The sequence below is a fragment of the Proteus vulgaris genome (assembly GCF_023100685.1).
Classification (GTDB): domain Bacteria; phylum Pseudomonadota; class Gammaproteobacteria; order Enterobacterales; family Enterobacteriaceae; genus Proteus.
In genome coordinates, this window is record NZ_CP090064.1 from 4,239,171 (window position 1) to 4,265,295 (window position 26,125).

Below are 26,125 nucleotides of genomic sequence, written 5' to 3' on the forward strand. Positions count from 1 at the left end.
TAAATACCATATCTCAATTTTCTAAACCTATTATCATGATCATAAGGCAACGCCTGATAAAATCGTTTATTTTATCGGGCATTGCCTTAACAGAAATTTAGTTATTACTCTTTATATTTTAACGGATTACCAAAACGTTCTAAATACATCATGCCAAAAATTGTTGAAGCATAGTCTGTAATATGTCCCACATCACGATACACTGGCACACCTTCTATATCGGTTAGACAGATATTTTTATCACACTGCACATCTTTAGGATCGATGATAATTAAAGTTGGATAATCCTTTTTTAACTTAACAAATAACTGATTCATCCATGTGTTTCCCTCACCTTTATAGTTTTTTGGGTTACAGTTATTACCTGCAAAATCCTTTCTTAATTTTGCATTTTCATAAAAACAGGTCATAAAACCACTTGGCATAGAATTAACTGTTTTAATAAAAACAGGCTTAGCTCCTGTGGCAATAATTATATCAAGCGCTTCACGCATCGCTTTCTCAACGCGTTTGCGAGACTCTTCAACGGTTCTAACATCACCTATCTTATTAATGACATGATTTGACGCGTAATTATTCCAAACTTGCCCAAATATTACATAATCGAAGTGGCTATTCTTGATAAGTTGATAATATTTCGCCGTTTGATCGTAACAACGTTGATAAACTGTATTTTTATGATTAGACCAGTCATAAAGATAAATATTAGGAAGCGTAATACACGATGAAGTTGCTTGTGCATATACATCTATCTTGGCGTCTTTACCCAAAATATCCATAAAGCCCCAATAATGATTTGCATGAGAATCACCAAATAAAAAGGCTTTTTTCTGACTTCCTACTTCACCAATATGGCACATTTTATCTGGATCAGTGGCTTCAAAATTCATACATTTAGTTCGATTGGGATAATCAAACTGATTCAACTTAGCTTCTAAATTAACGTAATTTTGACCAAGCCTTGCTCCAATACCTTGGTATCTTTCATTCAATACATTTAGCCCTAAAGCGAATAAAATAGGAACAATTAACAAGAAAGTGATGGAATATTTAAAGGTTAAACGCTTTCTTCTAAACGGTTTTTCAATCAGAAAATAAGAGCTAATCGATAGCAATAAGGTTAATGCTAACATCGATCCCTTTTGCAGTTCTGTATTAAACACACCAACATAGCGTGCAACAGCAAATAATGGCCAGTGCCATAAATAGAGTGAGTAAGATAATAACCCAACGATCACAATTGGCTTTAACGAGAGTATTTTTTCAATAATACTTCCATGTTGTCCGGTATAAATAATTAGTGCCGCACCAAGACAAACATACAGCGTATTAAGGTTCGGATAACCTGCAATAATATCGTTTTGGAATGCGATCCAAAGAATAACACCTAGCGCAATTAAGCTAATAACATCATTTATTCTTCGATTAAGTTTTATCTTTATTGGGAAGTAGGCAACACAAGCTCCCAACATAAATTCGAAGATCCGCGTACTAAAATAATAGTAATTTTTCGGTTGATCTTTTTGGTAATAAAACACCAGAACAAATGAAATAGCTGTGACTAACACCACCGGATAAAAATGATTAACCCTTTCTTTTGCATTGATTTTATGTAGAAAATAAAGTGCAAAAGGTAAAAAAAGATACCATTGCCACTCTATCGCTAAAGACCATGTATGCAATAACGGTAAAAAGAGTGCATCTTGCGCAGCATAGCTGGTTGTCGCTCTCGCAAAATATTTATTAGAGAGAAAGGCGGAGGCATATTTCTCGCTATTTGTAATATCTAAATAATCACTAGGTAGGTAAAAAAGCCCAGAAATCACTAGAACTGAAATTAATACAACAAGATAAAGTGGTTGTAATCGCCATAATCGACGATTATAAAAATCACGAAATGAAAAATTACCTTGTGACAATGAAGTTTTAATTATCAGTGAAATCAAAAAACCAGAGATCACAAAGAAAATATCAACACCAATAAACCCTGATGGAATTAAGCGATTATCCAAATGAAAAAGGATAACCAGAATAACAGCGACCGCTCTTAAACCATCTACATCAGCACGATATTTTACATTCATAATCCAAACACATAATCCGAATAAAAAGAATCGCTGGATTATATACTAATTAACCATATCACTTTAGTCACAAAAAGATGGATAGCCATTTAATACTTAATATTAATAGCACCGAAATGGCCATAATTGATTAAATTCCATCGTTAAACCCATCTGTACTTCAGTTGAAAGTGAACCTTTGCTTACCACAAATTTTGGATGTCGAATAATAATTGGGGTATTAATCGCATGATGTATTAATGATGATCGGTTTTGCTCTAGCTCATCATAAAGCTGCTTCATTTCTGCTGATGATGTATTTTCACATAATCGCCCAAGCGTGATATGAATAATGTCTTTATGAAGCACACTCTCAATTGGGATTTGCTGATAAATTTGCTGCCTAAAAAGTGTTAATTCCTCTGAGATACCCGTTAATATCAAACTGCCATTGGATGTGAGTACAACATTATTAAATAAAATTTCGATACTTTTTATTTGATTAAAGATTTTTGCAATCTCATGACACCACGATAATAATACGGGTCGTTGCAGTTTAAACTGCTCATTTTGTTGATTAAAAATTGTTAATAATGTGGAGTGAAATTCTTGTTGCTGAGTAAATTCAATAAATGGAAATTTAAGCGCAAGCTGTTCACAATAAGCTATTAGTTTCTGACTAAAAGGAATAAAGCTTTCCTCAATTTCAGGCTGAGAAATCATTAATTGCCCAGCATTTAAGCTGACATCAATAATATTTTCATCATTAACTTGTCGTTGCCAAATTTCGCCTGTTGCCAGTTTTTTGAGTGTTGCTTGTGTTAAGAAAGAATAACTCACTCCGCCCCTCTTAAAGTCTTTAAACTCTCATTATTTATTATCGCCATTTAGCTATTAAGATAACAACAGTACCTCAGATTATCTGAATAAATAGCGCCACGATTACTTTGAACTGATCCGCTGAAGATAGAGTTTACTCCCTAACTGAGAAACTAAAAGCCGATCAGGTAAATCAAGTGATGATAAAGAAATTGCCATGGCATATCGTGCCACACCTGCATTACCTAACATCATTTCTGTATCAAAAATTCTCTCTAATGAGAAATCTGTATTCTGCTTAATAAAATTGATGATGACTTCTTCTTTATTCTTTTCATTTAAATCGCAGCACCATAATGCTTGTGCATTCTTACCCTTAAACTGCAATTCAGATTGTGTCTCTAAAGCTTCTGATAAAGAACCTGTATCACATACAATTGGGCGAAGTAATTTACTATATCTTGAGATCTCTTTTAATTCTGGAAATGAAGGAGAAGATAATAATAAACAACAAGCCTCTTCACTGGCGTTGTTCACATCAAACTGAATGGATAAAACAATATAGAGTTCATCAGTTAGCGCCTCATCATATAAAGTGGATAGCCATTTAGTTAGATGTGTTTGAGGTAATGGTTCAACTTTAGCAACATTAAACGCTAAATTGGCGACTTGTTCTTGAATAACGTGAGCCCAATCTATTTCAATAACATCACTATTTTCTGTATTTACATGCCAAAGAATATTAATAGGAGTTGAGAGACGATGTTCTTGGTAATATTTGGATATAGGCGTTAATAATGCTTTAGTAATTTCTTCACTTTTTTCCCATAAAGGGCGAGATTTAAGAAGTTCAGGTAATAATTGATTATTTTTATTTGGTGTTAATTTAGAAAGAATAATATTTTTATTTTGTTCATCAATTTCTGAAACTCTCGATGATGTCAGTAAAATAATATTTTTCTCAGCCCAAACCGTCCATTGATAAAAACAGTTATTTAACTCTTCACAGATAGATTGATATTTAAATAAAACAATAAAATGAACAAGTAGTCGAATAAGTACCACAAAGAACATGGGGATAATAGAGAATAGAAGAATAAGTTTAATATTGTCCCAAGATGGATCTAAATAGCCATTTGTAGATAAAGAAATTCCGATAAAAAAACCACTACATGCGACAATACCACAGATTAATATCCATAATAAAATATTGAGCATTTTAGGCTCTTCGGGATACTCTATTTTGGGTACATTCCAGCTTATCATCTATTTTTCTCCCGCAGAGGATAGACTTGAAATTAACCGACAACCACATTCAGTGATAAATCCATCTAATGCAACTTCTCTACCAACCATCGTTATTCTTGTTTTACCCGGCAAGATAGCATTTATACCGTGCCCTGTTTTAGGGCAATTAACTTTATCACCGACTAAAGCTACTGCCTTACCATACACAACAGAACCTGATGCCGAAATAACTTCACCACCATGTGATGTTTTATCGCCTAATCGTATAAATGCTCGCATATGTTTATCCTCAATAATAATCAAACACTAATCAAACAACATATTTTCACTTATTTCTGAGCCTGTTTTTTATATTCAAAGGTGCCATTCCATTCCGGTAAAGGCGCAGGAGGTAAAGGAACAATTTTATCGATATCAGGGAATTTAGCGCGGGGATTATTATCTATTTCATCACTAATTAGGTCATAACGTCTTACACGTTCTAAATCAATTTTTTGTCCTAAATAATAGAGCCTATTATTTATATCTGTAGTTTTAAAAGACTGTGATAATAAAAACAAACTCAATGTGTTTCCTTGTTTAGCACCTTCCTGTAAATAAAATAATGCTTTGGTATAATTATTTTCGGCAGCTACATAGTGTAATCCTAACTCAAAAGAAGCTTTACTAAATCCTTGCTTGGAAGCGCAATCTAGCATTGCTCGCCCTAAATCTAAGCGATAAAGCTCAGGTACTTGGGCATCCATAAATTTATCTCCAATCACATATTGTCCTTCAGGATTACCCATAATGGCGGCTTTTAACATATAACTAAATGCCGCATTTTCATCTTGTTCGACCCCATATCCCTCTTGTAAATAGGTCCCCATAATGTAGTAACCAAAAGGGATCTCCATGTTGATTAAACGTTCTACTAAATCAATGACTTCTTCTTGTGGTAATTTACCTGCAACCGGCTCTGCATCGCCTTCGGAAATCATTACCTGTAAATTACCTATCGCTATATAGTGATCTTTTTCCGCGGCTTGGCGATAGAGTTGAGCAATACGTTTTAAATCGGGATTATCTTGTCGGCTTAGTTGTACGGCTTGTTTAAACCATGTATCGGCTTCAGGATCTAATGGCGGAAAAACATCTGCCTCATGGAGACACGTAAATTGGAAATTTTTCAGGTTTTCATGCATTTTATTTTTCGCTCCACAGCCAGAAATAAATAATAAACTTAGAGTAATTATTAACATAAAAATAAACTGATAATGATTTATTATTCTTTCTTTGACCATGATCTATTCTCATCTAAAAATTGAATTAATGGCTGAAATGGTTTTATATATGACTCGGTTTTTTTATCTAGTTTATTTCTTGAAATAATTAAATTCCACTTTGTAAACTCTCTTTTTATATTATCAAATATACCTCCAGAATGGAGTTGCCATAAAAACTCCCGCATTGATTTAATAAATCCGACTGAATCGGTATCTTGTAAATTAATATTTAATTCACTATCAAATCGCATACTGCGATAATTAATATTGCTTGAACCGATTGTCATAAAAACATCGTCTACCATTAAGACTTTGCTATGAACATAAGTCGGTTGCCAAAGAGATGTTTGTGTTATATCTGGATTGGGTGAAACCAATGTACAAATCACCGTTTCTAATCCTTCTATTTTTTTTGCTTTTACTTCAGCTTTTTTAGAAAGACCTTTACTTTTTCTATGGAAATTAGGCGTTAAATCGGGTCGTTCTAACTCATCTAGCATTCGGTAAGTATTAAAACTTCCCACTTCCATTTCTTTTAGGGCTGTCGTATTAGTAACCACAAATAAATAAAGAGTATCTTTACAGCCAGCCGTTCGCCTTTTTTCAACCGCTTTTTTTAGTTTCTTAGCCAAAGGGGGATAACGAAAATATTGGTTTTCCATATAAATATAATTTCGCGCTAAAGCTACAGCGTTATTATAAACTTCTTCAACTTCAAATTTTTTTTGCTGTGGTTGTGTACGACAAATTTGTCCCATAGTTGGTTGTAATGGAAACTGACTGTCTAATTCTAATTTTTTATTCAGTGCTTCCATTCGTGCCAAATTCAATTTATGGTCTTCTGCAGTAATAGATAAACCTTGGCTTAATTCATAATCAGTACTAACATCTTTTGCCCATGCTTCCTCAAAACTATGATAAAGATCTGCAAGTACACCGCCACAAACACACGATGAAATATCTTGCCACGGTCTATCCCCATCTCGCCCTATGTAAGTTTCTTTATGCACACCATCATGTGCATCATTATCCCAATAGCCTGAGACCATATTGTGTCCCATAATAAAGCCAACAGCATCTTTTGGTTCTTCATAGTCAATGATCACGAACTTTTGGTGATGCGTAGGGAAATTAGAAAGTAAAAACTCATGTATTCCTGATGTTTTAAACGAGTTTTCTTTTAATTGGGCTTGGGCTGATGCTCTATCGTCTCCCCAATTAAAAGCTCGACATGCAACAAATAGTTTTTTCTGACCTGTTTTTTTATCTAAACCTATATTTTGGTGTTTGACGTCAAAATGCCACTTTCTATCATATTCATAATCTTTTTTAGTTTCATAAGAAACTCGTTTTCCTTGTGCGCCATAACCATCAACATACTCACCAAAAATATTTTTATCCGTGCGAGTTGTACTGTATGCGTCCCAACCAGGAAATTGAGGATCAAATCGGTTTCCTAGCTCACTAAACCAGACTAAAAGTCGCACAGTTACCCCACGTTCGGCTGCATCTTTCAGTAGTTCTCCAATTCGTTCAGAACCCTTTTCTGTTCCTACTCGGGTAAAATACATTGAGGCTTGAAATCCCCATATAGCAATATTAATACTTTTATTGGCTCCCTTAATCGCATTGGCTAATGCTTTAAATGTTCTTTCACCATTAATAAGAGGCGCAAATCCTGCAGCCATAGGGGAATATCCGTCGCGAATAAACCATTCATTTGTAATAACAGAGCAAGCACCTTGAGAAGGCACCAAATTAAAAATTTGTGGAGTTTTTAGTAGGGTTGTCTCTGTTGTCATATCATCACCTTAATTATTTTTTACTCTTCCCTGATCGGAGTTCATTGAGTAATTGATGAAATATATTTTGATGTGTGCTGCCCGCATATTGCTTATTTAGCATTTGTGAAGATGGTGCTAGGGTTCTAAACCCTTGTTTTGCAATTTCATCTTGCTCACGCTCTTCCCCATCATTAACGATATTGATGTCAAAACATTCGCCATCAATTAATTCAATACGGTATTTTTCAGTGGTAATTTCATGTTCAATAAAAATATTACCGTTTTTATCCGTTAGCCCTTTGGTTAATAACGCACCATTGGCATAGAGCGTATAAGGCTCGAATGCACGGACTTTAGTTGGGCTTAATGGTGAAGAACTTAATTGGAAACGAAGGGATTGTTTGGGTATAGATTGAGGAAAATTAGGGTGATTAATATCCATACGGTCGGGGCCATCAACAATCCAATTACTCGCTTTAACGGTTTGATTACCCGGGCTACCGTATTCAATTTGCCCACCTTTTAAACGAATAAATGCACCACCGCAGGTCAATAATAACTCTTCTTTTGCCGCAATAATGGTTTTGCCTGCGTGACTTGTCACAGTCATATCTTTTAAGGAAGATAAATGCATCTCATCCCCTTGCGCTTGTAACTCGACTTTCCCTTGTGCCGCAAAAGCCTTAATGCCCATTCGTTGGGCAAATAAGCTAATCACCTCACCTGCTGCTAAAGTAATTTTTTTACCAACAGAAATATCTGTCTGCCTTTGTGCTGATATCGTAATATTTTCATTACTGCTTAATTGCACCGTTTTGGGTGATGTAAGTGCAATACCCATAGGTGAGCTTAATACCAGCGCCGCTTGCTTCATTTCATCAATCGACTGGCTTAATAATTTTTGCTGTGCCGCAAGATCGGCTAATTCCGCTTTAGCAATTTCAGCAGCTTCTTTTAAGGACGAAACTAAATGTAACGCATCTTCTAATTGCTGCTGTGCTTCACGAATATCAAGTTGCTCTGATGAAGCTTTAGCCCGCAAATCTGTACTAATAAACAATCCTTTTCCTGCACGGATTGCGCCCCAACTATCTGTACGTAGCTCAAAACCATCACCTCGTTTTTCACGCCCTTTATTAACAAGATGTCCTAAATTAAGTTGTGTTTTGCCACCATATTCAGTGCTTAATTTAATGTGTTCTTCACCCCGTTTATCTTCCATTCGCAATTTATTATTTGTTGGCGTGCGAATAATATTTCGAGTGTTATTTTTATCAGTAATATGATCAGGATGACGAGAGTCGTGTAATGCATGGGCAATATAAGGACGATCGGGATCACCTTCATGGAAAGCAATGGCAACTTCAGTGCCTTGAATTAAAGGGAAATGTATTCCATAGGTATCACCAGCATAAGGTTTCGCCAAACGAACGGGCATACTTTCATAGCCTGTTTTCTTTTCATGATTATCACGGTCAGCATCGAAGCAAACCCAATAATATCCATCCTCGTTTTGATGGGCATAAATATCATTGTCTTTCACACTTGATACCCGAGCCATCATAGTGCCCGCGATCACAGGACGAGGTTTGAGTTTGGGACGCCAACACAAGGTTTCACTGTAAGGTACTGCATCAAAAGAGACTTGTAAGGCTTTATCACGCCCACCAGCAAAATGCAGTTGAGTTAATAAAATAGATGATTGAAATATCAGAGGAAGTGTTGAGAGTTGTTGATTGTCTTTAATATTTAGCACCAGTAATGGTGATAAATCTGATGCACTACTTTTACCTTTTAATTGTGTCTGTTGCGATAAAAAACGTTCATGATCTAAACGCGCCCAAAAGTTGGCAGTTTCAGCTTCAGGAATAAGCTTATCCCCTCGCGTTAAATGACGCGCACGATAATGATAGACATCACCATAGTTACTCCCATCACCTTCGCCTCTTGTCATATCACTAACAGCAGAAAGTAACGTATCTTGTGATAAACGAGGGTTGTAGTCTTTGGTTATTACGCTGTGTTCAACCACTTGATGGCGTAAAGATAATCCCCAAACACTTTCAACACCACTATCACTCATCCCTGAGGGGCTATTAAGAGGAAGTTGTTTTTCAAATTGATATTGGCTTTGTTTATCCCCAAAGTGAATCACTTCCGTTTGCGTTTCTTCATGAAGTTGAAAAGTATAAAAAACACCAATCTCACTTAATAATCGCTCAATAAATTGTAAGTCGCTTTCGTTAATTTGATTTATTTGCTCACGCTTAGGATATTCATGCTTAAGAGCAAATTCATATTCCCAGTTTTCAAAACCATGTTCTTCAAGAATTTTTTTAATCACGTCTGGTATTGAAAGATTAATAAAAAAGCGATGAGTTCTAATTTGATGGCGCAATAAAGAAAACCGAGGCTGAATAATTAACTGATATCGCGCTTCGTCTTTAGAGCCTGATAAACGCTGAAAGTCTGTTATTACACCATGAATACGTTTGGAAAAAGGTGATTGAGTTAGTGTGCTAATGTCTATGTTAAGAGGAGGTAAAAAAGTAAGCGTTGTACTTTTGCGTAATAAATTTAAGGGCTGTAAATCATGTTCTTGGCAAGTAAAAGTAACATGATAAGAGTAAATTTCACTAATTGCTTCATCGCCAAAAAAATACTCCACATCCATAGGAATATTATTGCCTTTTATGGCTAGCTGATAGCGATTATGTGATAAATTTACTTTTGCTATATCTATTACGCTCATAAATATTCCCTTTATAAAGCTCAATAATAAAAGTCTTTCTAATATCCCGCCAAGTTTGTTTAATTAAATTTAATATTAGTATTTAAATTAATCAATATCATTTTTCTTAAAAATAAATGTCCTTATCGTTACCACTCAAAGGCGAGATTAATATTAATTTAATAATATCAATTAGTTATATTAAAGACCAAATAAATAACATTGAGAAGTAATCATTAAATTAGTGACAAACGGCAATATCATCTTATTAATTACACTTAAAATAAGTAAATTTATTTTAAGTAATTATTCTTAGTGAGAAAGCGATGCCGTATATGTGTTTTTATTTAGAAGCTCAAATAAAGATAGATAAAACAAAAAATATTTAATTTTAGTTATTATTTAGTCAATAAAGGTGCAAAATAAAATAGCCAATTAATCCACATTAGAAGTACCTTATTTTTTATATAAAAATCCCATTTCAGATAATCTGTACATAAAAAAATCAAAGGTTATAGATATTCGGTAATTTCATCTCATCTTGTTATTTTTTATACAATTATTTATCCATATTGTTACTATGGATTTATTTTTTTTACTCGTTATAATTTCCCTGTCATTTTAAGTAGTAGTTCATCACATTGAGTTCACAAAACGATACTCAGGTCTGTCTTGAATGATTGAAAAATGAAATCGTATCTTTACTGGACGTTTTTTAAACGCCCGGTACGGATGTTATTTATCAATTTATCAAGGAGACACTGATGCAAATCAGTCGTAGGTCTTTCTTTAAGATCTGTGCTGGCGGTATGGCAGGCACATCTGCCGCATTACTAGGCTTAGCACCTGAAGTATCTATTGCGAATGCTCGCCAATATAAATTATTACGTTCCGTTGAAACCCGTAATAACTGCACTTATTGCTCTGTAGGTTGCGGTATTTTGATGTATAGCCTTGGGGATGGCGCAAAGAATGTCGATAAAAGTATTTATCACATTGAAGGCGACCCTGATCATCCTGTTAGCCGTGGCTCTTTATGCCCGAAAGGTGCTGGGCTTGTCGATTATATCCATAGTGAAAATCGCCTGAAATATCCTGAATATCGTAGACCTGGCTCTGATAAGTGGGAGCGCATTTCATGGAATGAAGCGATTGATAAAATCGCCCGTCTGATGAAAAAAGATCGTGATGAAAACTTTGTTACCCATAATGAAAAAGGGCAGGAAGTTAACCGCTGGCTGACAACCGGTATGCTTTGTTCTTCTGCTGCCAGTAATGAAACTGGAATTTTAGATAATAAATTTTCCCGTTCATTAGGCATGATTGCTATCGATTGTCAGGCAAGACTTTGCCATGCGCCAACCGTCGCAGCATTAGCGCCAACTTTTGGTCGTGGCGCAATGACCAATAACTGGGTTGATATTAAAAACGCTAACGTTGTACTGATCATGGGCGGTAACCCTGCTGAAGCGCACCCTGTCGGTTTTAAATGGGTTATCGAAGCTAAAATTAAGAACAATGCGAAGGTTATCGTTGTCGATCCCCGTTTTAACCGCAGTGCTGCCGTTGCCGATCTTTACTCTCCTATTCGCGCTGGCTCTGATACTGCATTCTTATTAGGTGTTATTCATTACCTTATTGAACACAATAAAATTCAGCATGAATATGTGAAAGCCTATACCAATGCTTCTTTAATTGTACGTGAAGATTTTAGCTTTGATGAAGGTCTTTTCAGTGGGTTTGATAAAGAAAATCAAAACTATGATAAAACCTCATGGCACTATGAACTTGATGAGAATGGTTTAGCATTAAGAGATAATTCACTGCAACATCCTCGTTGTGTGTGGAATCTTTTAAAACAGCACGTTTCACGTTATACCCCTGAAATTGTTACCACTCTTTGTGGCACACCTTTAGAAGATTTCACCTATATCTGTGAGGCGCTTGCGTCTACCAGTGTAAAAGACAGAACCTCAACTATTTTGTATGCCCTAGGTTGGACACACCATACTGGTGGCGCTCAAACTATCCGTGCAGCAGGTATGATCCAGTTATTATTAGGTAACGTGGGTATGCCGGGTGGTGGTGTGAATGCCTTACGTGGGCACTCGAATATTCAAGGTTATAGTGATCTGGGCTTATTATCATTAAACCTACCAGGTTATATGCCTCTTCCTAATGAAAAACAGACATCATTAGAAACTTATTTATCCCAAGTCACACCAAAAGCCGTGGTTGCAGACCAAGTTAACTATTGGAAAAGAACGCCTGATTTCTTTATCAGTTTGCTAAAAAGTTTCTGGGGTGAACACGCAACAGCACAAAATGAGTGGGGTTATCATTGGTTACCAAAATGGGATAAAAGCTATGACATCATGGCTCAAACCCAATTAATGATCGATGGCAAAATGAATGGTTATATCGTTCAAGGTTTTAACCCATTAGCCGCTTTTGCCGACAAGAATAAATGTAGTGCCGCATTAGCCAAGCTGAAATATATGGTTGTCATTGATCCACTCGTGACTGAATCTTCTAATTTTTGGCAAAATCACGGCGAAATGAATGAAGTTTCATCAAAAGATATTCAAACTGAAATTTTCCGTTTACCTTCTTCATGTTTTGCTGAAGAAAATGGCTCGATTGCAAACTCAGGCCGCTGGCTACAATGGCACTGGGCTGGTGCTAAACCACCTGCACAAGCATGGCATGATGGTAAAATTTTAGGGCATTTATTAATGCGTCTGCGTGAACTTTATCGTGAAGAAGGCGGTGTTTGCCCTGAGCCTATCATGAATCTCTCTTGGAACTACGTTGACCCTTACGATCCACAGCCAGAAGAAGTGGCGAAAGAAGCAAATGGTCAAGCTCTGCAAGATATCTATGATGAAACAGGCAAATTGTTGTTTAAAAAAGGACAACAACTTGATGGTTTCCATCAACTGAAATCAGACGGCTCAACGGCAAGTTTCTGTTGGGTTTATTCCGGTTGCTGGACCGAAAAAGGCAACCAAATGGCGAACCGCGATAACGCTGATCCATCCGGACTAGGTTGTACCCCGGGTTGGGCTTTTGCATGGCCACAAAACCGTCGAGTGTTATATAACCGCGCATCGGTTGATCCACAAGGTCAGCCTTGGGATGAAAAACGTCAGCTTATCAAATGGAATGGTAATCAATGGGTTGGCCCAGATGTACCAGATTATAGTAATGCCGCGCCTAATAGTAGTGTAGGTCCCTTTATTATGCAACCCGAAGGTATGGGACGCTTGTTTGCGGTTGATAAAATGGCTGATGGTCCATTCCCTGAATTCTACGAACCGTTTGAATCACCAACAGAAGATAATATTCTGCACCCGAAAGTCTCTCGTAACCCTGTTGCACGCTTATACAGCTACGATGCTGAACATTTAGGTAAAGCAGATGAATTCCCTTATGTGGCAACAACCTACTCAATTACTGAGTTGTTCCGTCACTGGACAAAACACTCATTAATTAATGCCATTGCACAACCGGATCAATTTATTGAAATTGGTGAACAACTTGCTTCACGTAAAGGCATTGTTCAAGGTGATGAAGTTAAAGTCAGCGCTAAGCGTGGCTATATCAAAGCTAAAGCCGTGGTGACTAAGCGTATTAGACCTCTAACGATAAATGGCAAAGTTGTTGATACTATCGGTATTCCTTGTCACTGGGGCTTTGAGGGAGCAACACGTAAAGGTTTCCTTGCCAATACATTAACGCCATCTGTGGGTGATGCAAACTCATTCACACCTGAATATAAGGCGTTTTTAGTCAATATCGAAAAGGCATAAGGGGAAACTGATGTCATTGCAATCTCAAGATATTATTCGTCGTTCTGCTACTAATTCCCTCACGCCAGCACCACAGGTACGTGATTTTAAAGAAGAAGTGGCAAAACTGATTGATGTTACTACCTGTATTGGCTGTAAAGCCTGTCAGGTTGCCTGTTCAGAATGGAACGATATTCGCGATAAAGTGGGTCTTAACGTCGGTGTTTATGATAACCCGATGGATTTAACCGCTAAATCATGGACCGTGATGCGATTTTCTGAAGTTGAAGAAAACGGCAAATTAGAGTGGCTAATTCGTAAAGATGGCTGTATGCACTGCGCTGATCCGGGTTGTTTAAAAGCCTGCCCAGCAGAAGGTGCCATCATTCAATACGCTAACGGTATTGTTGATTTCCAATCAGAGCACTGTATTGGTTGTGGTTATTGTATTGCGGGCTGTCCTTTCGATGTTCCTCGCATTAATGAAGAAGATAATCGCGCTTATAAATGCACGCTGTGTGTTGATCGTGTTGAAGTCGGTCAAGAGCCAGCTTGCGTAAAAACCTGTCCAACAGGGGCAATTCATTTTGGCTCTAAAGAAGCAATGACGCATCTTGCTAACGAACGAGTCGCAGAGCTGAATACACGCGGTTATGACAATGCGGGTTTATATGACCCTCAAGGGGTTGGTGGAACTCACGTTATGTATGTACTTCATCACGCGGATAGACCTAATTTGTATCATGGCTTACCAGAAAACCCAGAAATTAGCTCAACGGTTAAATTCTGGAAAGGTATTTGGAAACCATTAGCGGCAGTTGGTTTTGCAGCCACCTTTGCAGGTGCAATATTCCATTACTTAGGTATTGGCCCTAACCACACCACAGAAGAAGATGAAGAAGAGGCACAAAAAGAGATGGAAGCATCACAAAATTCAGTGAATAAAGAGGAGCAGAAATAATGAAGAAGAAAAGCGATAAAATCCTTCGTCATACTGCCTCAGAACGTATTAATCACTGGGTTGTGGCGATTTTCTTTATCTTTACTACCTTTAGCGGATTGGGCTTTTTCTTTCCATCTCTAAACTGGTTTATGAATATTTTAGGTACACCACAGCTTTCACGCTTACTGCATCCTTTTGCAGGTGTTGCGATGGTGTTCTTCTTTATCTTTATGTTTTTTAGATACTTAAAACATAATTTTGTTGATAAAGACGACTTAGTGTGGGCAAAAAATATCCACAAAGTGCTACAAAACGAAGAAGCCGGCGATATCGGGCATTATAACTTGGGTCAAAAAGGCATTTACTGGACATTAAGTATCAGCCTTATTGTGCTTACAGTCAGTGGTGTGATGATTTGGCGTCCTTATTTCGCGGACTATTTCTCTATCCCGGTTATTCGCATTGCCTTACTGGCTCATTCACTGTCAGCTATTTTGCTTATCATAACGGTATTTGTTCATGCTTATGCTGCATTCTGGGTGAAAGGATCTATTCGTAGCATGATTGAAGGTTGGGTAACTCGGGGGTGGGCGAAAAAGCACCATCCACGTTGGTATCGTGAGATCTTAGAAGAAGAGAAAAAAGAAGCAGAAAGCAAATTAAACCAAAAATAATCAACTGCTTTTGTTTTTATAAAATAGATGTGAGAAAAAAATGGAGACTTAATCGTCTCCATTTCTATTTTGAATAAACACTCAACTTAATGTGCTGCTGTTTTTGCTTGCTCCACTAAATTAATTAAGCGGCTTCTCATTGTATGATAGTGCTGAGAAACTTGGCTTTCTGCCCATTTTTGATCGGCTATTTTAATCACTTTAGCTGCACAATATTTTGTTTCAGGTGTTTTTGATACAGGATCAAGATTATCCTGAGTCAACTCATTGCATGCCCCAATCCACCATTGATAGGTCATATAAATCGCTTGCTTATTGATTGTCTCATTCACATTACAACGAGACATAACCTTACCTCGACGAGATTCAACCCAAACAATCTCTTGATCACGAATACCCGCTTCTTTGGCAACATCAGGGTGAACTTGAACATAACCGGGTTCATCTGCAAGTGAAGCCAATGCTTTACAGTTACCTGTCATTGAGCGACAGGAGTAATGCCCCACTTCACGTACTGTAGATAAAATCATTGGATAGTCTGCATCCGGCAATTCAGCCGGTGCTCGCCATGGTGTAGCAAATAGCTGCCCTTTTCCTGATGGTGTGGTGAATTGATTACCTGAATATAAATAAGGTGTTCCTGCATCTTCGATATTAGTACAAGGCCATTGAATATGCGCTAAACCCGCCAATTTTTCATAAGTGACACCAAAAAATAGCGGACATAAAGCTCGGACTTCATTCCAGATCTCTTCATTATTTTCATAAGACATCGGGTAGCCCATTTCAGTAGCGAGTAAGCTAATGATTTCCCAATCTCGTTTTACATTGCCACGTGGCTCAATGGCTTTTTCAAAGCGCTGAAAACCTCTATCCGCACAGGTAAAGATACCTGCATGTTCACCCCAACTGGTTGACGGTAAAATCACATCAGCTTGCTCGGCGGTTTTAGTCATAAAGATATCTTGAACCACGACAAAATCGAGCGCTTCAAAGCCTTTTCTTACTAGGCCTAAATCGGCTTCGGTTTGAAGCGGATCTTCACCCATGATGTAGTAAGCTTTCACTTTACCTTCAATGGCTAAATGAGGCACTTCGGTAATACGATATCCCACTTCGGGGTCAAGCTGTTCAACAGGGATATTCCAGGCTTTGGCAAATTTTTCACGCGTATTTTCGTCAGTGACGTATTGATATCCTGGGAACATGTTAGGTAAAACCCCCATATCACAGGCACCCTGAACATTATTTTGCCCACGAACCGGTGCAACACCAACATGCGGTTTACCTAAATTACCCGTTAATAATGCAAGACCAGATAAGCCTTTAACCACATCAACTGCTTGGCCAAATTGTGTAACGCCCATTCCCCACATAATGGTGGCTGTTTTAGCGCCCGCATAAGTACGCATTGCCTTACGAATTTCAATTGCAGGGATACCGACAATATCTTGTACTGCTTCTGGGCTATAGTCGGCGAGTTGTTTTTTATATTCTTCAAAACCTTCGGTATAGCGACTGACGTAATCCTTATCATAAAGATCTTCATCAATTAGCGTATATGCGAATGCATTCACTAACGCCATATTTGTACCATTTTTTAATGGTAAATATTGGTTAGCAATTTTGGCAGTTTCTATTTTTCGAGGATCACAAACAATGATTTTAGCACCCTTTTGTTTTGCTTTAACTACACGGCGCGCCACAATGGGATGAGAGTCTGCACAGTTATAACCAAAGACTAATAAGCAATCTGAATCTTCAATATCAGCAATAGAATTGCTCATGGCACCATTGCCTAATGTTTCTTGTAAACCAGCAACAGAAGGCCCATGACACACACGAGCACAACAATCGACATTATTATTACCTAATACTGCACGAACAAATTTCTGCATCACAAAGTTGGTTTCATTCCCTGTACCACGAGAAGATCCTGTACACATGATGGATTTCGCACCGTATTTTTCTTTTATTTCCAGTAATTTTTTTGCCGTATATTGAATCGCTTCATTCCAACTCACAATTTCAAAATCAGCCCCTTTTTGTCGGCGGATCATGGGTTCATGTATTCTGGCTGTCAGCAGTTTATTGTCATTAAGAAAATCCCAACCATAGAGTCCTTTTAAGCAAAGTTCTCCTTGATTGGTGACACCATTGGCACCTTCAGCTTTGATTATGCGACCATTTTCGACACAGAGATTGATTTTGCAGCCAGCGCCACAATAAGGACAGACGGAGTTGATTTTGTTCATTTGATATCCTTTCCCCTAACTAGGGAGTAAAAGAGTCATAAAGAACTTTTATCTAAGCAGGAATTATGCCAATTAATTTTTACTATTTAATCAATAATATACAAAAATAAATTAATATTTAATTACTGTTTCGACATTTTTGCCGATGCTCACCTTACACAAATAGAGTTAAATATCATAATTCATTACAGATTTCAGTTATTAGCATCAGAGAAACACTTTGAAATAAAAATTAATACTGGATTCTAATAAAATTTATTTCTTTAGTTTGAATTTATGATATAAATAATAAATACGCATTTTGAAAAACAATATTTCATATTGCATTGCGATTATATCCATTTCAATAAAGAGCAAAAAGATGAATATGAACACCAATAACCGACTCCTAGGCCTAAACCTACTACTCCTTCGTTAGGTGGCCAAGCGCGTTCATTTTTTTGCAAAAGCCACCAGTCAGGTGGCTTTTTTGTTGTGCCCCCTACTGGTGAAATTATTTTTAGGGGAGTTTCTATGATGTTGAGTTTTACCATAAGGATGATGAGTGACAACGTCTTCTCAATAAACAATTGTATGGCAATGCCTTCCATAACAGACCAAATGAAGCAGGGGGCAAAATGAGTCAACAATGGACATCAAGAGTCGGCCATATCTTAGCAGCCGCAGGATCGGCAATCGGTATTGGCGCAATCTGGAAGTTTTCTTATGTCGCAGCCAATAATGGTGGCGGTGCATTTTTAATTGTCTTTTTGTTATTTAGTTTCATTATTGGGCTTGCTGTATTACTGGCTGAGAATATCTTAGGCAGTAGCACACACGCAGAAGCCGTTAATGCCTTTAAAAAAATGATGGGACGCAATTGGGTCATCATTGGCGTTATTGGTGTATTCAGCTCTTGGTGTATTTATAGCTTTTATAGTGTTGTAGGTGGTTGGACAATTGGCTATACCGTTATGGCAGCAACAGGCCAGTTGAATATTACAGATAGCGCTGAATTAACTGGTATTTTTACCCGCTTTATTAGTGATCCTTTATGGCCTATTTTGGCTCACCTTGCCTTTGCTGGATTAACCTGTTTTGTAGTTTTAGCGGGTGTACAACGTGGATTAGAAAAAGCCGTCAAAATCATGATGCCAATGTTATTTATCATTATGATTTTATTGATTATTGTTGGTATCAGCTTACCCGGTTCTTCTGAAGGTTTAAAATTATTTTTATACCCTGATTTTAGTAAGTTAACCCCTCAAGGCGTATTAGATGCATTAGGATTAGCCTTCTTCTCACTGTCTATCGGTTTAGGCATTCATATCACTTACAGTGCTTATTTAGCAGATAATAAAGGTATTGCTAACTCCAGTATGTGGGTGGTTATTTTATCTTGTATGGTGTGTGTGCTTGCCGGATTAATGATTTTCCCTGCATTATCTGCCGCAGGCTTAGAGCCTAATGCTGGCCCTGGTTTAACCTTTATGACTATGCCAGTCTATTTTGCCAACTTACCCGGCGGTAATATTTTAGCAGTGACTTTCTTTGTCTTGTTATTAATGGCGGCGTTAACCTCTGCAATTTCATTACTTGAACATATCGTGGCTTATGTACAGATGCGTTTTCAATGGACTCGTCGTCGTGCAGGGTTAGTGGTTACAGCCTCTATTATGCTGATGGGTATTCCTGTTTCATTATCTTTCGGCCCTATGAGTGATGTGACATTCGCAGGTAAAACGGTCTTTGATTTGTTGGATTACCTGACTTCTAATATTTTGATGCCACTGTTCGGTATCGCAATGTGTTTAATCTTTGGTTGGTCACGTAGAGCAAATGCCTTGATCCCTGAAAATATCTCAGGAGTAAAACGCCAATGCTTATTATTGGTTTGGCGTTATATTGGTCCAATTTGTATCGGAATTATTTTAATTCATGGATTGATTGGCTAATTATCAACGAAAAAGAGCCACTCAAATGAGTGGCTCTTGGCTTAACTGATAATGATTTTTTATGGATACTTGATGGTTTTTACTATTTATTTATAGCTTTGTTTAATTTCTTTAGAAATCGCTAATCCACGTTTCGCTTCTTTCTCAGCAAGTTCAACGGATAGACCGATATAAGAGCGAGGATCAAGCATTGCCTTAATTTCATCTGCATTAAAAGCGGCTGTAATAGTTTCATTCTTCATTAGGTTAGTATAAAAATCTTCACCATCTGCCGCCGTTTTAATGGCTTCTTCATATAACAGTGAATGCGCTTTATCTTTACCTAATTTTTCTGCCATTTTCATCATAACGTATTCGGTATTATCTAAACCCTTATTTCTCATCACGTTATGTAGCATTCTCTCTTCATGAGGAACGATGGTTCTTGAAAGCTCTTCCGTTCTTAACAAAATTTCTGTTGTAAGTTCTAACGCTTCTTCAATTAAGCCATCGAATAGCATATAAGAACTGCTATCACCTTCATAAGGTCTTACCGCAGAGTACATCCCTACATTAGGTAACGAGTACAGTTTCTGTGAGTTAGCAATAATACCTTTCGCTAATTTTGGATTAATTTTATGAGGCATCGTGCTACTACCCACAGTACCTTTTGTAAATCCTTCAGAAACCTCAGCAATTTCTTCTAATGTAGTGCTATAAACTTCTTCACCAATTTTATGGCAAATATTTGCCATCAGTGCCAAGTTCATCATGTACTCTAATTTATGCGTACTTAGATTACGTGATGGTACTTCCATTGCTTGCATACCCACTAATTCAGCAACGCGTTTTTGTACTTTCATCCCCACTTCTGGCATTGAGTTAAAAGCACCTACTGCGCCACCCATCATAATGGTGAATACACGTTTCTCACTCTCTTTCATGCGCTGGTAGCAATCAATAAAATCGCTGATCCACACTGAAACTTTATACCCATAAGTGATAGGAATAGCATGGCGACCGTGCGTTCTCCCCGCCATTACCATGTGTTTTGTTTTTTCAGCGAGATTTGATAAATTTTCAATAATTTCGCTCAACAATAACATGAACTTATCGTGTACTGTTTTCATCATATACAGCTGTGAACTTTGCTGTATGTTTTGTGTAGTAATACCGTAATGCACATATTTACCGCTCTCTTCAGAGCATGCATTCACCAGTACTTTTAAGAAAGGTACAAAGCCATGACCGATTTTTTGATAAATACGGTTCATCTCTTCAAAATCGATATTCTCTATAATCGCCTTTTCTTTAATTTCATCTGCGGCAGACTGTGGAATAAAACCGTATTCAGCTTGTGCTTGCGCTAACATTGCTTCAAACATCAACCAAGTTGAGTATTTAGCTTCATTGGACAGCAGATTTTTAATACCGCGATCGTCAATTGTTTTACTTTTAGAATCGTATAACGCTCTCATCATGTATCCTTTTATTTCTTCATTGCTTCATCAACAGCATTGCGAACAAATTCGACTTTAGGGCCATAAACGACATGGACATGGTTTGCTGCTGGAAAGAAGAATGCTGTACATCCAGACTCCAACATTAATTCTTTATTTATTTGATTAACTTCATTAATATCAATACGTAGTCGTGTAATACAGTTATCAACATTACGAATATTTTGTTTACCACCTAACGCTTGGATTAAGATTTCTGCAATTTCGCCATAACGTTTTTCTTTGATTAGCGTGTTTTTCATATTGCTTGATTCTTCTCTACCCGGTGTTTTGATATCAAATTTGACGATAGCCCAGTAGAAAATGAAGTAGGTCACAACCGCAAGCACACTCCCAATCAGCACTAAGAAGATCCAGTTAGTGTGTTCGTACAGTAAACCAAAGATAGTAAAGTCAAAGACGGTGCCTCGGATATAACCAATTGCAACACCAGCAAAAGAGAGCAGAACCGCGCCAATACCCACGATAATCGCGTAAATTAAATAGAGTAGTGGTGCGATAAAGACGAAGGTGAATTCAAGAGGTTCAGTCACGTTACCTAACATTGCAGTTAAGACCATCGTCACCAGCATCGATTTAACTTCAGCACGGTTCTCTTTTTTCGAGGTTTTATAAATTGCTAATGCAATCGCAGGGAATAAGAACAACGTAACCAACATTTGTTGCTGAGCCATAAAACGCGTCAGACTTGGCATCATTGCCCAATATTCACTACTTGGCCCTTGGTTAAATAATACTTCTGTCATTGCTGGAACAACGCCCACATAGGTTTGCCCATCAATCACATAAGAACCACCGGCTTCAGTAAATCTAAACAGAACGTTCCAGACGTGGTGTAAACCAAATGGAATAAATAGACGCTCACCACCTGCGGTAAAGAAAGGTCCAACAGGACTTAAGAAGACAGCTGAGAGCTTAGTTAAGCCCATGACTAATACTTCCCAAATAAATGGCAGCAATGCACCTACGCCAATCATTAATCCGACCATAATAATGGCGACAGATTTTTTTCCTGAGAAGAAGGCAAATGCCGTTGGCAATTCAAGGTTATAAAATTTATCGGTAGCCCATGCAGCGATTAATCCTGTGATAATCCCCCCTGCGGCACTGATATTCATGGTTTGTATACCCAAAACCTTGATTTGCCCAACCTGCGTCATAATGGCAGGATCAGCCAGTTTTCCAGTCAATACCAACCAGATATTGATTGTACTTATCAAAGTTAAATAGCCCACCACGGAGGCAAAGACCGCGATCCCCTTATCTTTATGGCTCATTCCATACGCCACCCCCATTGCAAATAGAAGTGGAATATTGTCAAACACCACACCTGCAATAGAACGGATACTGACTAATAAAGCATTGACTGTTTCATTTCCTAAGAAAGGAAAGCGTGCAATCATATAAGACTGAACTAAAGCACCACTGATCCCCAAGATCATACCGATAGGTGCTAATACACCGATTGGTAGAAGTAGGGTTCTACCAAAGCGCTGAATAGATTCGCTGAACTTTTTCCTGGCCATATTTTTTTCCTTATGACTTCTCGAATATAAAAGAATTACCGAGGTACTCTAGCTTAGGGATTATAGGAAATGAATGACGTGGCGGTTTTAAATATTATCTCAAGTCATTTTTTATGACCTAGGTCTTTTTAATGAATACTTCAATTAATAATAATAAACAATTTTTTATTTTAGTAATGAAGATTGACCCTATAATTTAATATTAATATTGAAAAAGAAGGTTATTTAAATAATAGCTTATGATTATTTTAATCAGATAGATTAATGATTTTTAAACATTAATAATAGAAAGAATATTTAATTAATAGGGTTATTAGTTTATTAGAACTTAAAGTAGTATTTCTAGCTCATTTATCAGTAAATCCACCAGCATAAAAAAGCCAATGCGTGATTTAGTGTCATCTTTTTTTGTATCGTGATTATCGGCAAAACAAAACAGGGCATGGCTTGCATAACTGGTTAATTCATTGGTGTTAAATGCTGTCATGCTAATAATGTTAGCTTCTTTTAACTGTACAATTTTTGCTGTTTCTATAATTTTTTTTGTGCCACCAGAAAGGGAAATAAAGATAACTGTGTCGTCTTCATTAACAAGACGAGTAAACGAGTCAGATAAGTTGTAATCATTAATAAAAAAGCAATGTAGTCCTAAAGCAAACAAAAGGTGTTCAAGGTAATAACCGACTGCTTTACTCGTACCCCTTGCCACAATAAAAATATTCCTAGAATGACGTAAGGTTTTCGCACATTCTCGAATTTGTTCTTCATTAATTAATGTAAATGTTTTATTAATATTTTTTTCTAATTGCTTTTTATAAGATGCTGTGCTCGTTTTCTCAACTTTATTTTGAGTCAAAATATAATTATTAATTTGGAATTTAAGCTCTTTAAATCCACTAAATCCTAACTTTTGCGATAAATTAATGATCACCGTTTTTGACACAAACGTTTTGGCAACTAAATCATTAATATTTAAATAGGGTATATCTGCAATATTATCGGTGAGATATTTTAATACTTTTTTTTCGCTGATGGTTAAATTGTCATAATTCTTTAGGAAATCCAGCATATCTCACCCAACCAATTGAATATAAAACCCCCGATAAAGGAGCGAACATCCCAAAAGCACGCCCGTTCTTTTCGCGCGCTTATGTGCAATAAAATAGATAACGAGTATACGTTAAATCATACAGTTATGTAGGATCAGAGTGATATTTTGTGAATTAGCATAATATTGAGCCCATCTTTTAATGAGCCCAATAGGTGTTATTCGTTACCCCAGCGATTAAGAAACATGGCGATATCATCAATGCGTTTTTTATCAATACCCGCTTCTTTTGCCATCTCTTGCTGTGCCGATTCGCTAATTTCTTCATTATTCATTAATTTAGTGAGTAATAACTGGAAGTAAAGAGCAAGCGCATCTTCTTCGGTCTCAGCAACAGGATCGGTTGATTCCAGTGAATACTCTTCTACCATGTCATAATATTTAAAGTGGATTTCATTGTTCATAAATTCTCCCCAAGGATTAACGTTAATACTCGTCGTATTCGAATGACTAAGAGTATATCTCTACATTCGCCAGTTAACCTAAAATTCGCTATCATCCACTTTCTTCTTTTTTGCGGATAAGCTGATGTCTACGATTATCGATACTTTTATTGCCCCACCTTGCCATGATGAAATCGAGATCCTCTATCAAGACGAACATTTAGTCCTTATCAATAAACCCACAGGGCTATTGAGTTTATCAGGAAAAAATCCACAAAATATAGACTCGGTACATTATCGATTAGTGAAGCTATTTCCGGGATGTACTCTCGTTCATCGACTTGATTTTGGGACATCTGGATTGATGGTTATTGCGCGTAATAAAGCAATCAATGCCCTTTTGTGTCAGCAATTTAGCCAGCGCAGTGTCACCAAGGTATACAACGCACTACTATGTGGTCATTTGAAAGAGAATGAAGGAGTGATTGATGCACCGATTGCAAAAGATCCCGCTCTGTTTCCACGCATGTCGATTTGCCCTATTAATGGTAAACCGGCTCGCTCTGGTTATCACGTTATTGAGCGTTTTTATCATACGTTAGAAAATGGAACGTTGTTACCTCTAACACGGGTACAATTTACGCCTGAAACAGGAAGAACGCATCAACTTCGTATTCACAGCCAGTTTATAGGGCATCCTATTTTAGGTTGTGATTTATATGGTGGGTACGAGGGAGGCTTAATTGAAGGAATGGTAAGAACTGAAGGGACTCCGCGACTTATGCTTCATGCGAGTGAACTTCATTTTGTTCACCCTATTAGCCAAGTGCCAATAAAAGCACACTGCAAGAGCCCGTTTTAAATGTCGATATTTACAGTTTAAGTGCTTTTACTGTTTCATCGATATCAAGTTCATCTTCAGTGAAAATTATTTCAGTTCCGTGCATTGTGGTGATCGCAAGCTTTCTCAACGGGCGCATATTATTAGCACCATCCGCTGATTTTGGTCTGATACTATTCATTAACGTACCAACAGAAAGTACGGTATTTTCTTTGTTAATATGCGTGTCTGCAGGCACATCTTCACTATAAATTCGAAATGATTTAATAGATGTCAGTTTAACTCGCTCACCTGCAATATAAACATATTTGCTATCTGGGATCACTTTAACCGCATACGCAGACAGACCTTTGGTATTGGTGGTCGGCTCAAACGTGACATTTGCATCTGTCTTTATCAAAGCAGGGTTGGCAACTTTAATCACATGAAAATAACGGTTATCCCCGTTTTCATCTTTAATAAATCCAAAACCTTTATCTTCAAACCACTTTGTGATTATTCCGTTCATTGCCATTATCGCCTACTTAATCGTTTATCTACAAAAATTTCCAGATACAGTATAAAGCACAATGCTTATACAGACTATGCCTTTGAGCTAATAAGCTACTTTGCATTACCACATCAAATCATCTGGAATTTTAAAATCAGCATAAGGATCGTCTTCATCTTGTTCTGTCTCGCTCAGTGCATTATTCAACAAGATACAGTCCACGTCTCTTTGTGTGATTTTATCCGCAACACTGGCTGGAATAATCGCGTATTCCGTTTTATCTGCATTATCCAGACGAGCAATAGCAAGACGCCCACTAATTAATTGAGATTGCGTCAGTTTATCCACCACAATTTTTTTAATCACATTATTGTCAGTGAAATTAAAATCAATATCGCCTTTTGCTGGCATAATTCTATTCATCTCAATAAGTTGCTTAACTTGCGCTTTATATTCTTTAGATAAAGTCGCTTGTTTTTGTTGTTCACTAAGCAGTTTATCGCGCTCAAGTTGAGCTTTTTTATTTTCTTCTACGGCTTCTCTCGCTTCTCGCGCTTGAACACGTGATTTTTTTGCCGTTCTTTGGACTTTTGCCATTTTTTTACTGGTCACAAGCCCTGCTTTTAACATTTGCTCTTGTAAGGTAAGTTTTGCCATTTTTATGCCTAAATCTGCTAAATAATTTTTGAAATTATACCTGTAATTTCTAAGAGTGCATTAGATTGGAAAGATGTTGAAGAAAACTGATTTAAAAATTCTGCTACTTGAGAA

Annotated in this window: 19 protein-coding genes; 5 read left to right on the forward strand and 14 right to left on the reverse strand. The window is 37.2% G+C overall.

Going from position 1 to position 26,125, the window contains the following annotated elements:
• Nucleotides 1–104: 104 nt before the first annotated feature.
• The 7 genes from LW139_RS19945 to LW139_RS19975 form a co-directional block, all read right to left on the reverse strand.
• Nucleotides 105–2,084 carry an acyltransferase family protein gene (locus tag LW139_RS19945; RefSeq protein WP_247850426.1) on the reverse strand — a complete coding sequence of 660 codons (1,980 nt, stop codon included), beginning with the start codon at nucleotides 2,082–2,084 and terminating at the stop codon, nucleotides 105–107.
• Nucleotides 2,085–2,186: 102 nt separating this feature from the next.
• Nucleotides 2,187–2,903 carry a hypothetical protein gene (locus tag LW139_RS19950; protein ID WP_247850427.1) on the reverse strand — a complete coding sequence of 239 codons (717 nt, stop codon included), beginning with the start codon at nucleotides 2,901–2,903 and terminating at the stop codon, nucleotides 2,187–2,189.
• Between the two features lie 102 nt (nucleotides 2,904–3,005).
• Nucleotides 3,006–4,148 carry a hypothetical protein gene (locus tag LW139_RS19955; protein ID WP_166540474.1) on the reverse strand — a complete coding sequence of 381 codons (1,143 nt, stop codon included), beginning with the start codon at nucleotides 4,146–4,148 and terminating at the stop codon, nucleotides 3,006–3,008.
• The gene (locus LW139_RS19960) at nucleotides 4,149–4,409 is read right to left on the reverse strand and encodes a PAAR domain-containing protein (protein ID WP_247850428.1); all 261 of its coding nucleotides are present in this window, start codon (nucleotides 4,407–4,409) and stop codon (nucleotides 4,149–4,151) included.
• 50 nt (nucleotides 4,410–4,459) lie between these two features.
• Nucleotides 4,460–5,314, reverse strand: a complete 855-nt coding sequence (locus LW139_RS19965) for an SEL1-like repeat protein (protein ID WP_247850429.1) — start codon at nucleotides 5,312–5,314, stop codon at nucleotides 4,460–4,462.
• 80 nt (nucleotides 5,315–5,394) lie between these two features.
• On the reverse strand, nucleotides 5,395–7,197 hold the full coding sequence (locus tag LW139_RS19970) for a phospholipase D-like domain-containing protein (RefSeq protein ID WP_247850430.1): 1,803 nt from the start codon (nucleotides 7,195–7,197) through the stop codon (nucleotides 5,395–5,397).
• Between the two features lie 13 nt (nucleotides 7,198–7,210).
• Complete coding sequence (locus tag LW139_RS19975; RefSeq protein WP_247850431.1) at nucleotides 7,211–9,931, reverse strand: DUF2345 domain-containing protein; 2,721 nt, start codon at nucleotides 9,929–9,931, stop codon at nucleotides 7,211–7,213.
• A 743-nt stretch (nucleotides 9,932–10,674) separates the two neighbouring features.
• Here LW139_RS19975 and fdnG point away from each other — a divergent pair.
• Genes fdnG through fdoI form a run of 3 tightly spaced genes read left to right on the forward strand, consistent with a single transcriptional unit; the run spans nucleotide 10,675 to nucleotide 15,318 of the window.
• Nucleotides 10,675–13,722 carry a formate dehydrogenase-N subunit alpha gene (gene fdnG / locus LW139_RS19980; RefSeq protein WP_247850432.1) on the forward strand — a complete coding sequence of 1,016 codons (3,048 nt, stop codon included), beginning with the start codon at nucleotides 10,675–10,677 and terminating at the stop codon, nucleotides 13,720–13,722.
• A gap of 10 nt (nucleotides 13,723–13,732) precedes the next feature.
• A complete protein-coding gene (fdxH, locus tag LW139_RS19985; protein WP_166540468.1) occupies nucleotides 13,733–14,662 on the forward strand; it encodes a formate dehydrogenase subunit beta in 930 nt (309 codons plus the stop codon).
• Complete coding sequence (gene fdoI, locus LW139_RS19990) at nucleotides 14,659–15,318, forward strand: formate dehydrogenase cytochrome b556 subunit (RefSeq protein WP_166540489.1); 660 nt, start codon at nucleotides 14,659–14,661, stop codon at nucleotides 15,316–15,318. Before fdxH ends, fdoI begins: the two co-directional genes overlap by 4 nt.
• An 86-nt stretch (nucleotides 15,319–15,404) precedes the next feature.
• Here fdoI and fdhF read toward each other — a convergent pair whose 3' ends face one another.
• A complete protein-coding gene (fdhF, locus tag LW139_RS19995; protein ID WP_247850433.1) occupies nucleotides 15,405–17,573 on the reverse strand; it encodes a formate dehydrogenase subunit alpha in 2,169 nt (722 codons plus the stop codon).
• Nucleotides 17,574–18,190: 617 nt separating this feature from the next.
• Here fdhF and LW139_RS20000 point away from each other — a divergent pair.
• Nucleotides 18,191–19,507 (forward strand): sodium-dependent transporter, encoded by a 1,317-nt coding sequence (locus tag LW139_RS20000; protein ID WP_166540466.1) that lies wholly within the window; start codon nucleotides 18,191–18,193, stop codon nucleotides 19,505–19,507.
• An 86-nt stretch (nucleotides 19,508–19,593) separates the two neighbouring features.
• On the opposite strand, the gene LW139_RS20005 is transcribed toward LW139_RS20000, so the two are convergent.
• The 4 genes from LW139_RS20005 to LW139_RS20020 form a co-directional block, all read right to left on the reverse strand.
• On the reverse strand, nucleotides 19,594–20,964 hold the full coding sequence (locus LW139_RS20005) for a class-II fumarase/aspartase family protein (RefSeq protein WP_165126445.1): 1,371 nt from the start codon (nucleotides 20,962–20,964) through the stop codon (nucleotides 19,594–19,596).
• Between the two features lie 11 nt (nucleotides 20,965–20,975).
• On the reverse strand, nucleotides 20,976–22,532 hold the full coding sequence (locus LW139_RS20010) for a PTS transporter subunit EIIC (protein ID WP_247850434.1): 1,557 nt from the start codon (nucleotides 22,530–22,532) through the stop codon (nucleotides 20,976–20,978).
• Nucleotides 22,533–22,860: 328 nt separating this feature from the next.
• Entirely contained in the window at nucleotides 22,861–23,601 is a 741-nt protein-coding gene (locus LW139_RS20015) for a MurR/RpiR family transcriptional regulator (RefSeq protein ID WP_166540457.1), read from the reverse strand.
• Between the two features lie 197 nt (nucleotides 23,602–23,798).
• Entirely contained in the window at nucleotides 23,799–24,044 is a 246-nt protein-coding gene (locus tag LW139_RS20020; RefSeq protein WP_166540456.1) for a DUF2543 family protein, read from the reverse strand.
• Nucleotides 24,045–24,168: 124 nt separating this feature from the next.
• Here LW139_RS20020 and LW139_RS20025 point away from each other — a divergent pair, with 124 nt between their 5' ends.
• Nucleotides 24,169–24,885 carry an RluA family pseudouridine synthase gene (locus tag LW139_RS20025; RefSeq protein WP_247850435.1) on the forward strand — a complete coding sequence of 239 codons (717 nt, stop codon included), beginning with the start codon at nucleotides 24,169–24,171 and terminating at the stop codon, nucleotides 24,883–24,885.
• Between the two features lie 10 nt (nucleotides 24,886–24,895).
• Here the strand turns inward: LW139_RS20025 and LW139_RS20030 are convergent, their stop codons facing one another.
• Complete coding sequence (locus tag LW139_RS20030) at nucleotides 24,896–25,378, reverse strand: cold-shock protein (protein ID WP_166540454.1); 483 nt, start codon at nucleotides 25,376–25,378, stop codon at nucleotides 24,896–24,898.
• 99 nt (nucleotides 25,379–25,477) lie between these two features.
• Entirely contained in the window at nucleotides 25,478–26,011 is a 534-nt protein-coding gene (locus LW139_RS20035) for a DUF2058 domain-containing protein (protein ID WP_166540453.1), read from the reverse strand.
• Between the last annotated feature and the right edge of the window lie 114 nt (nucleotides 26,012–26,125).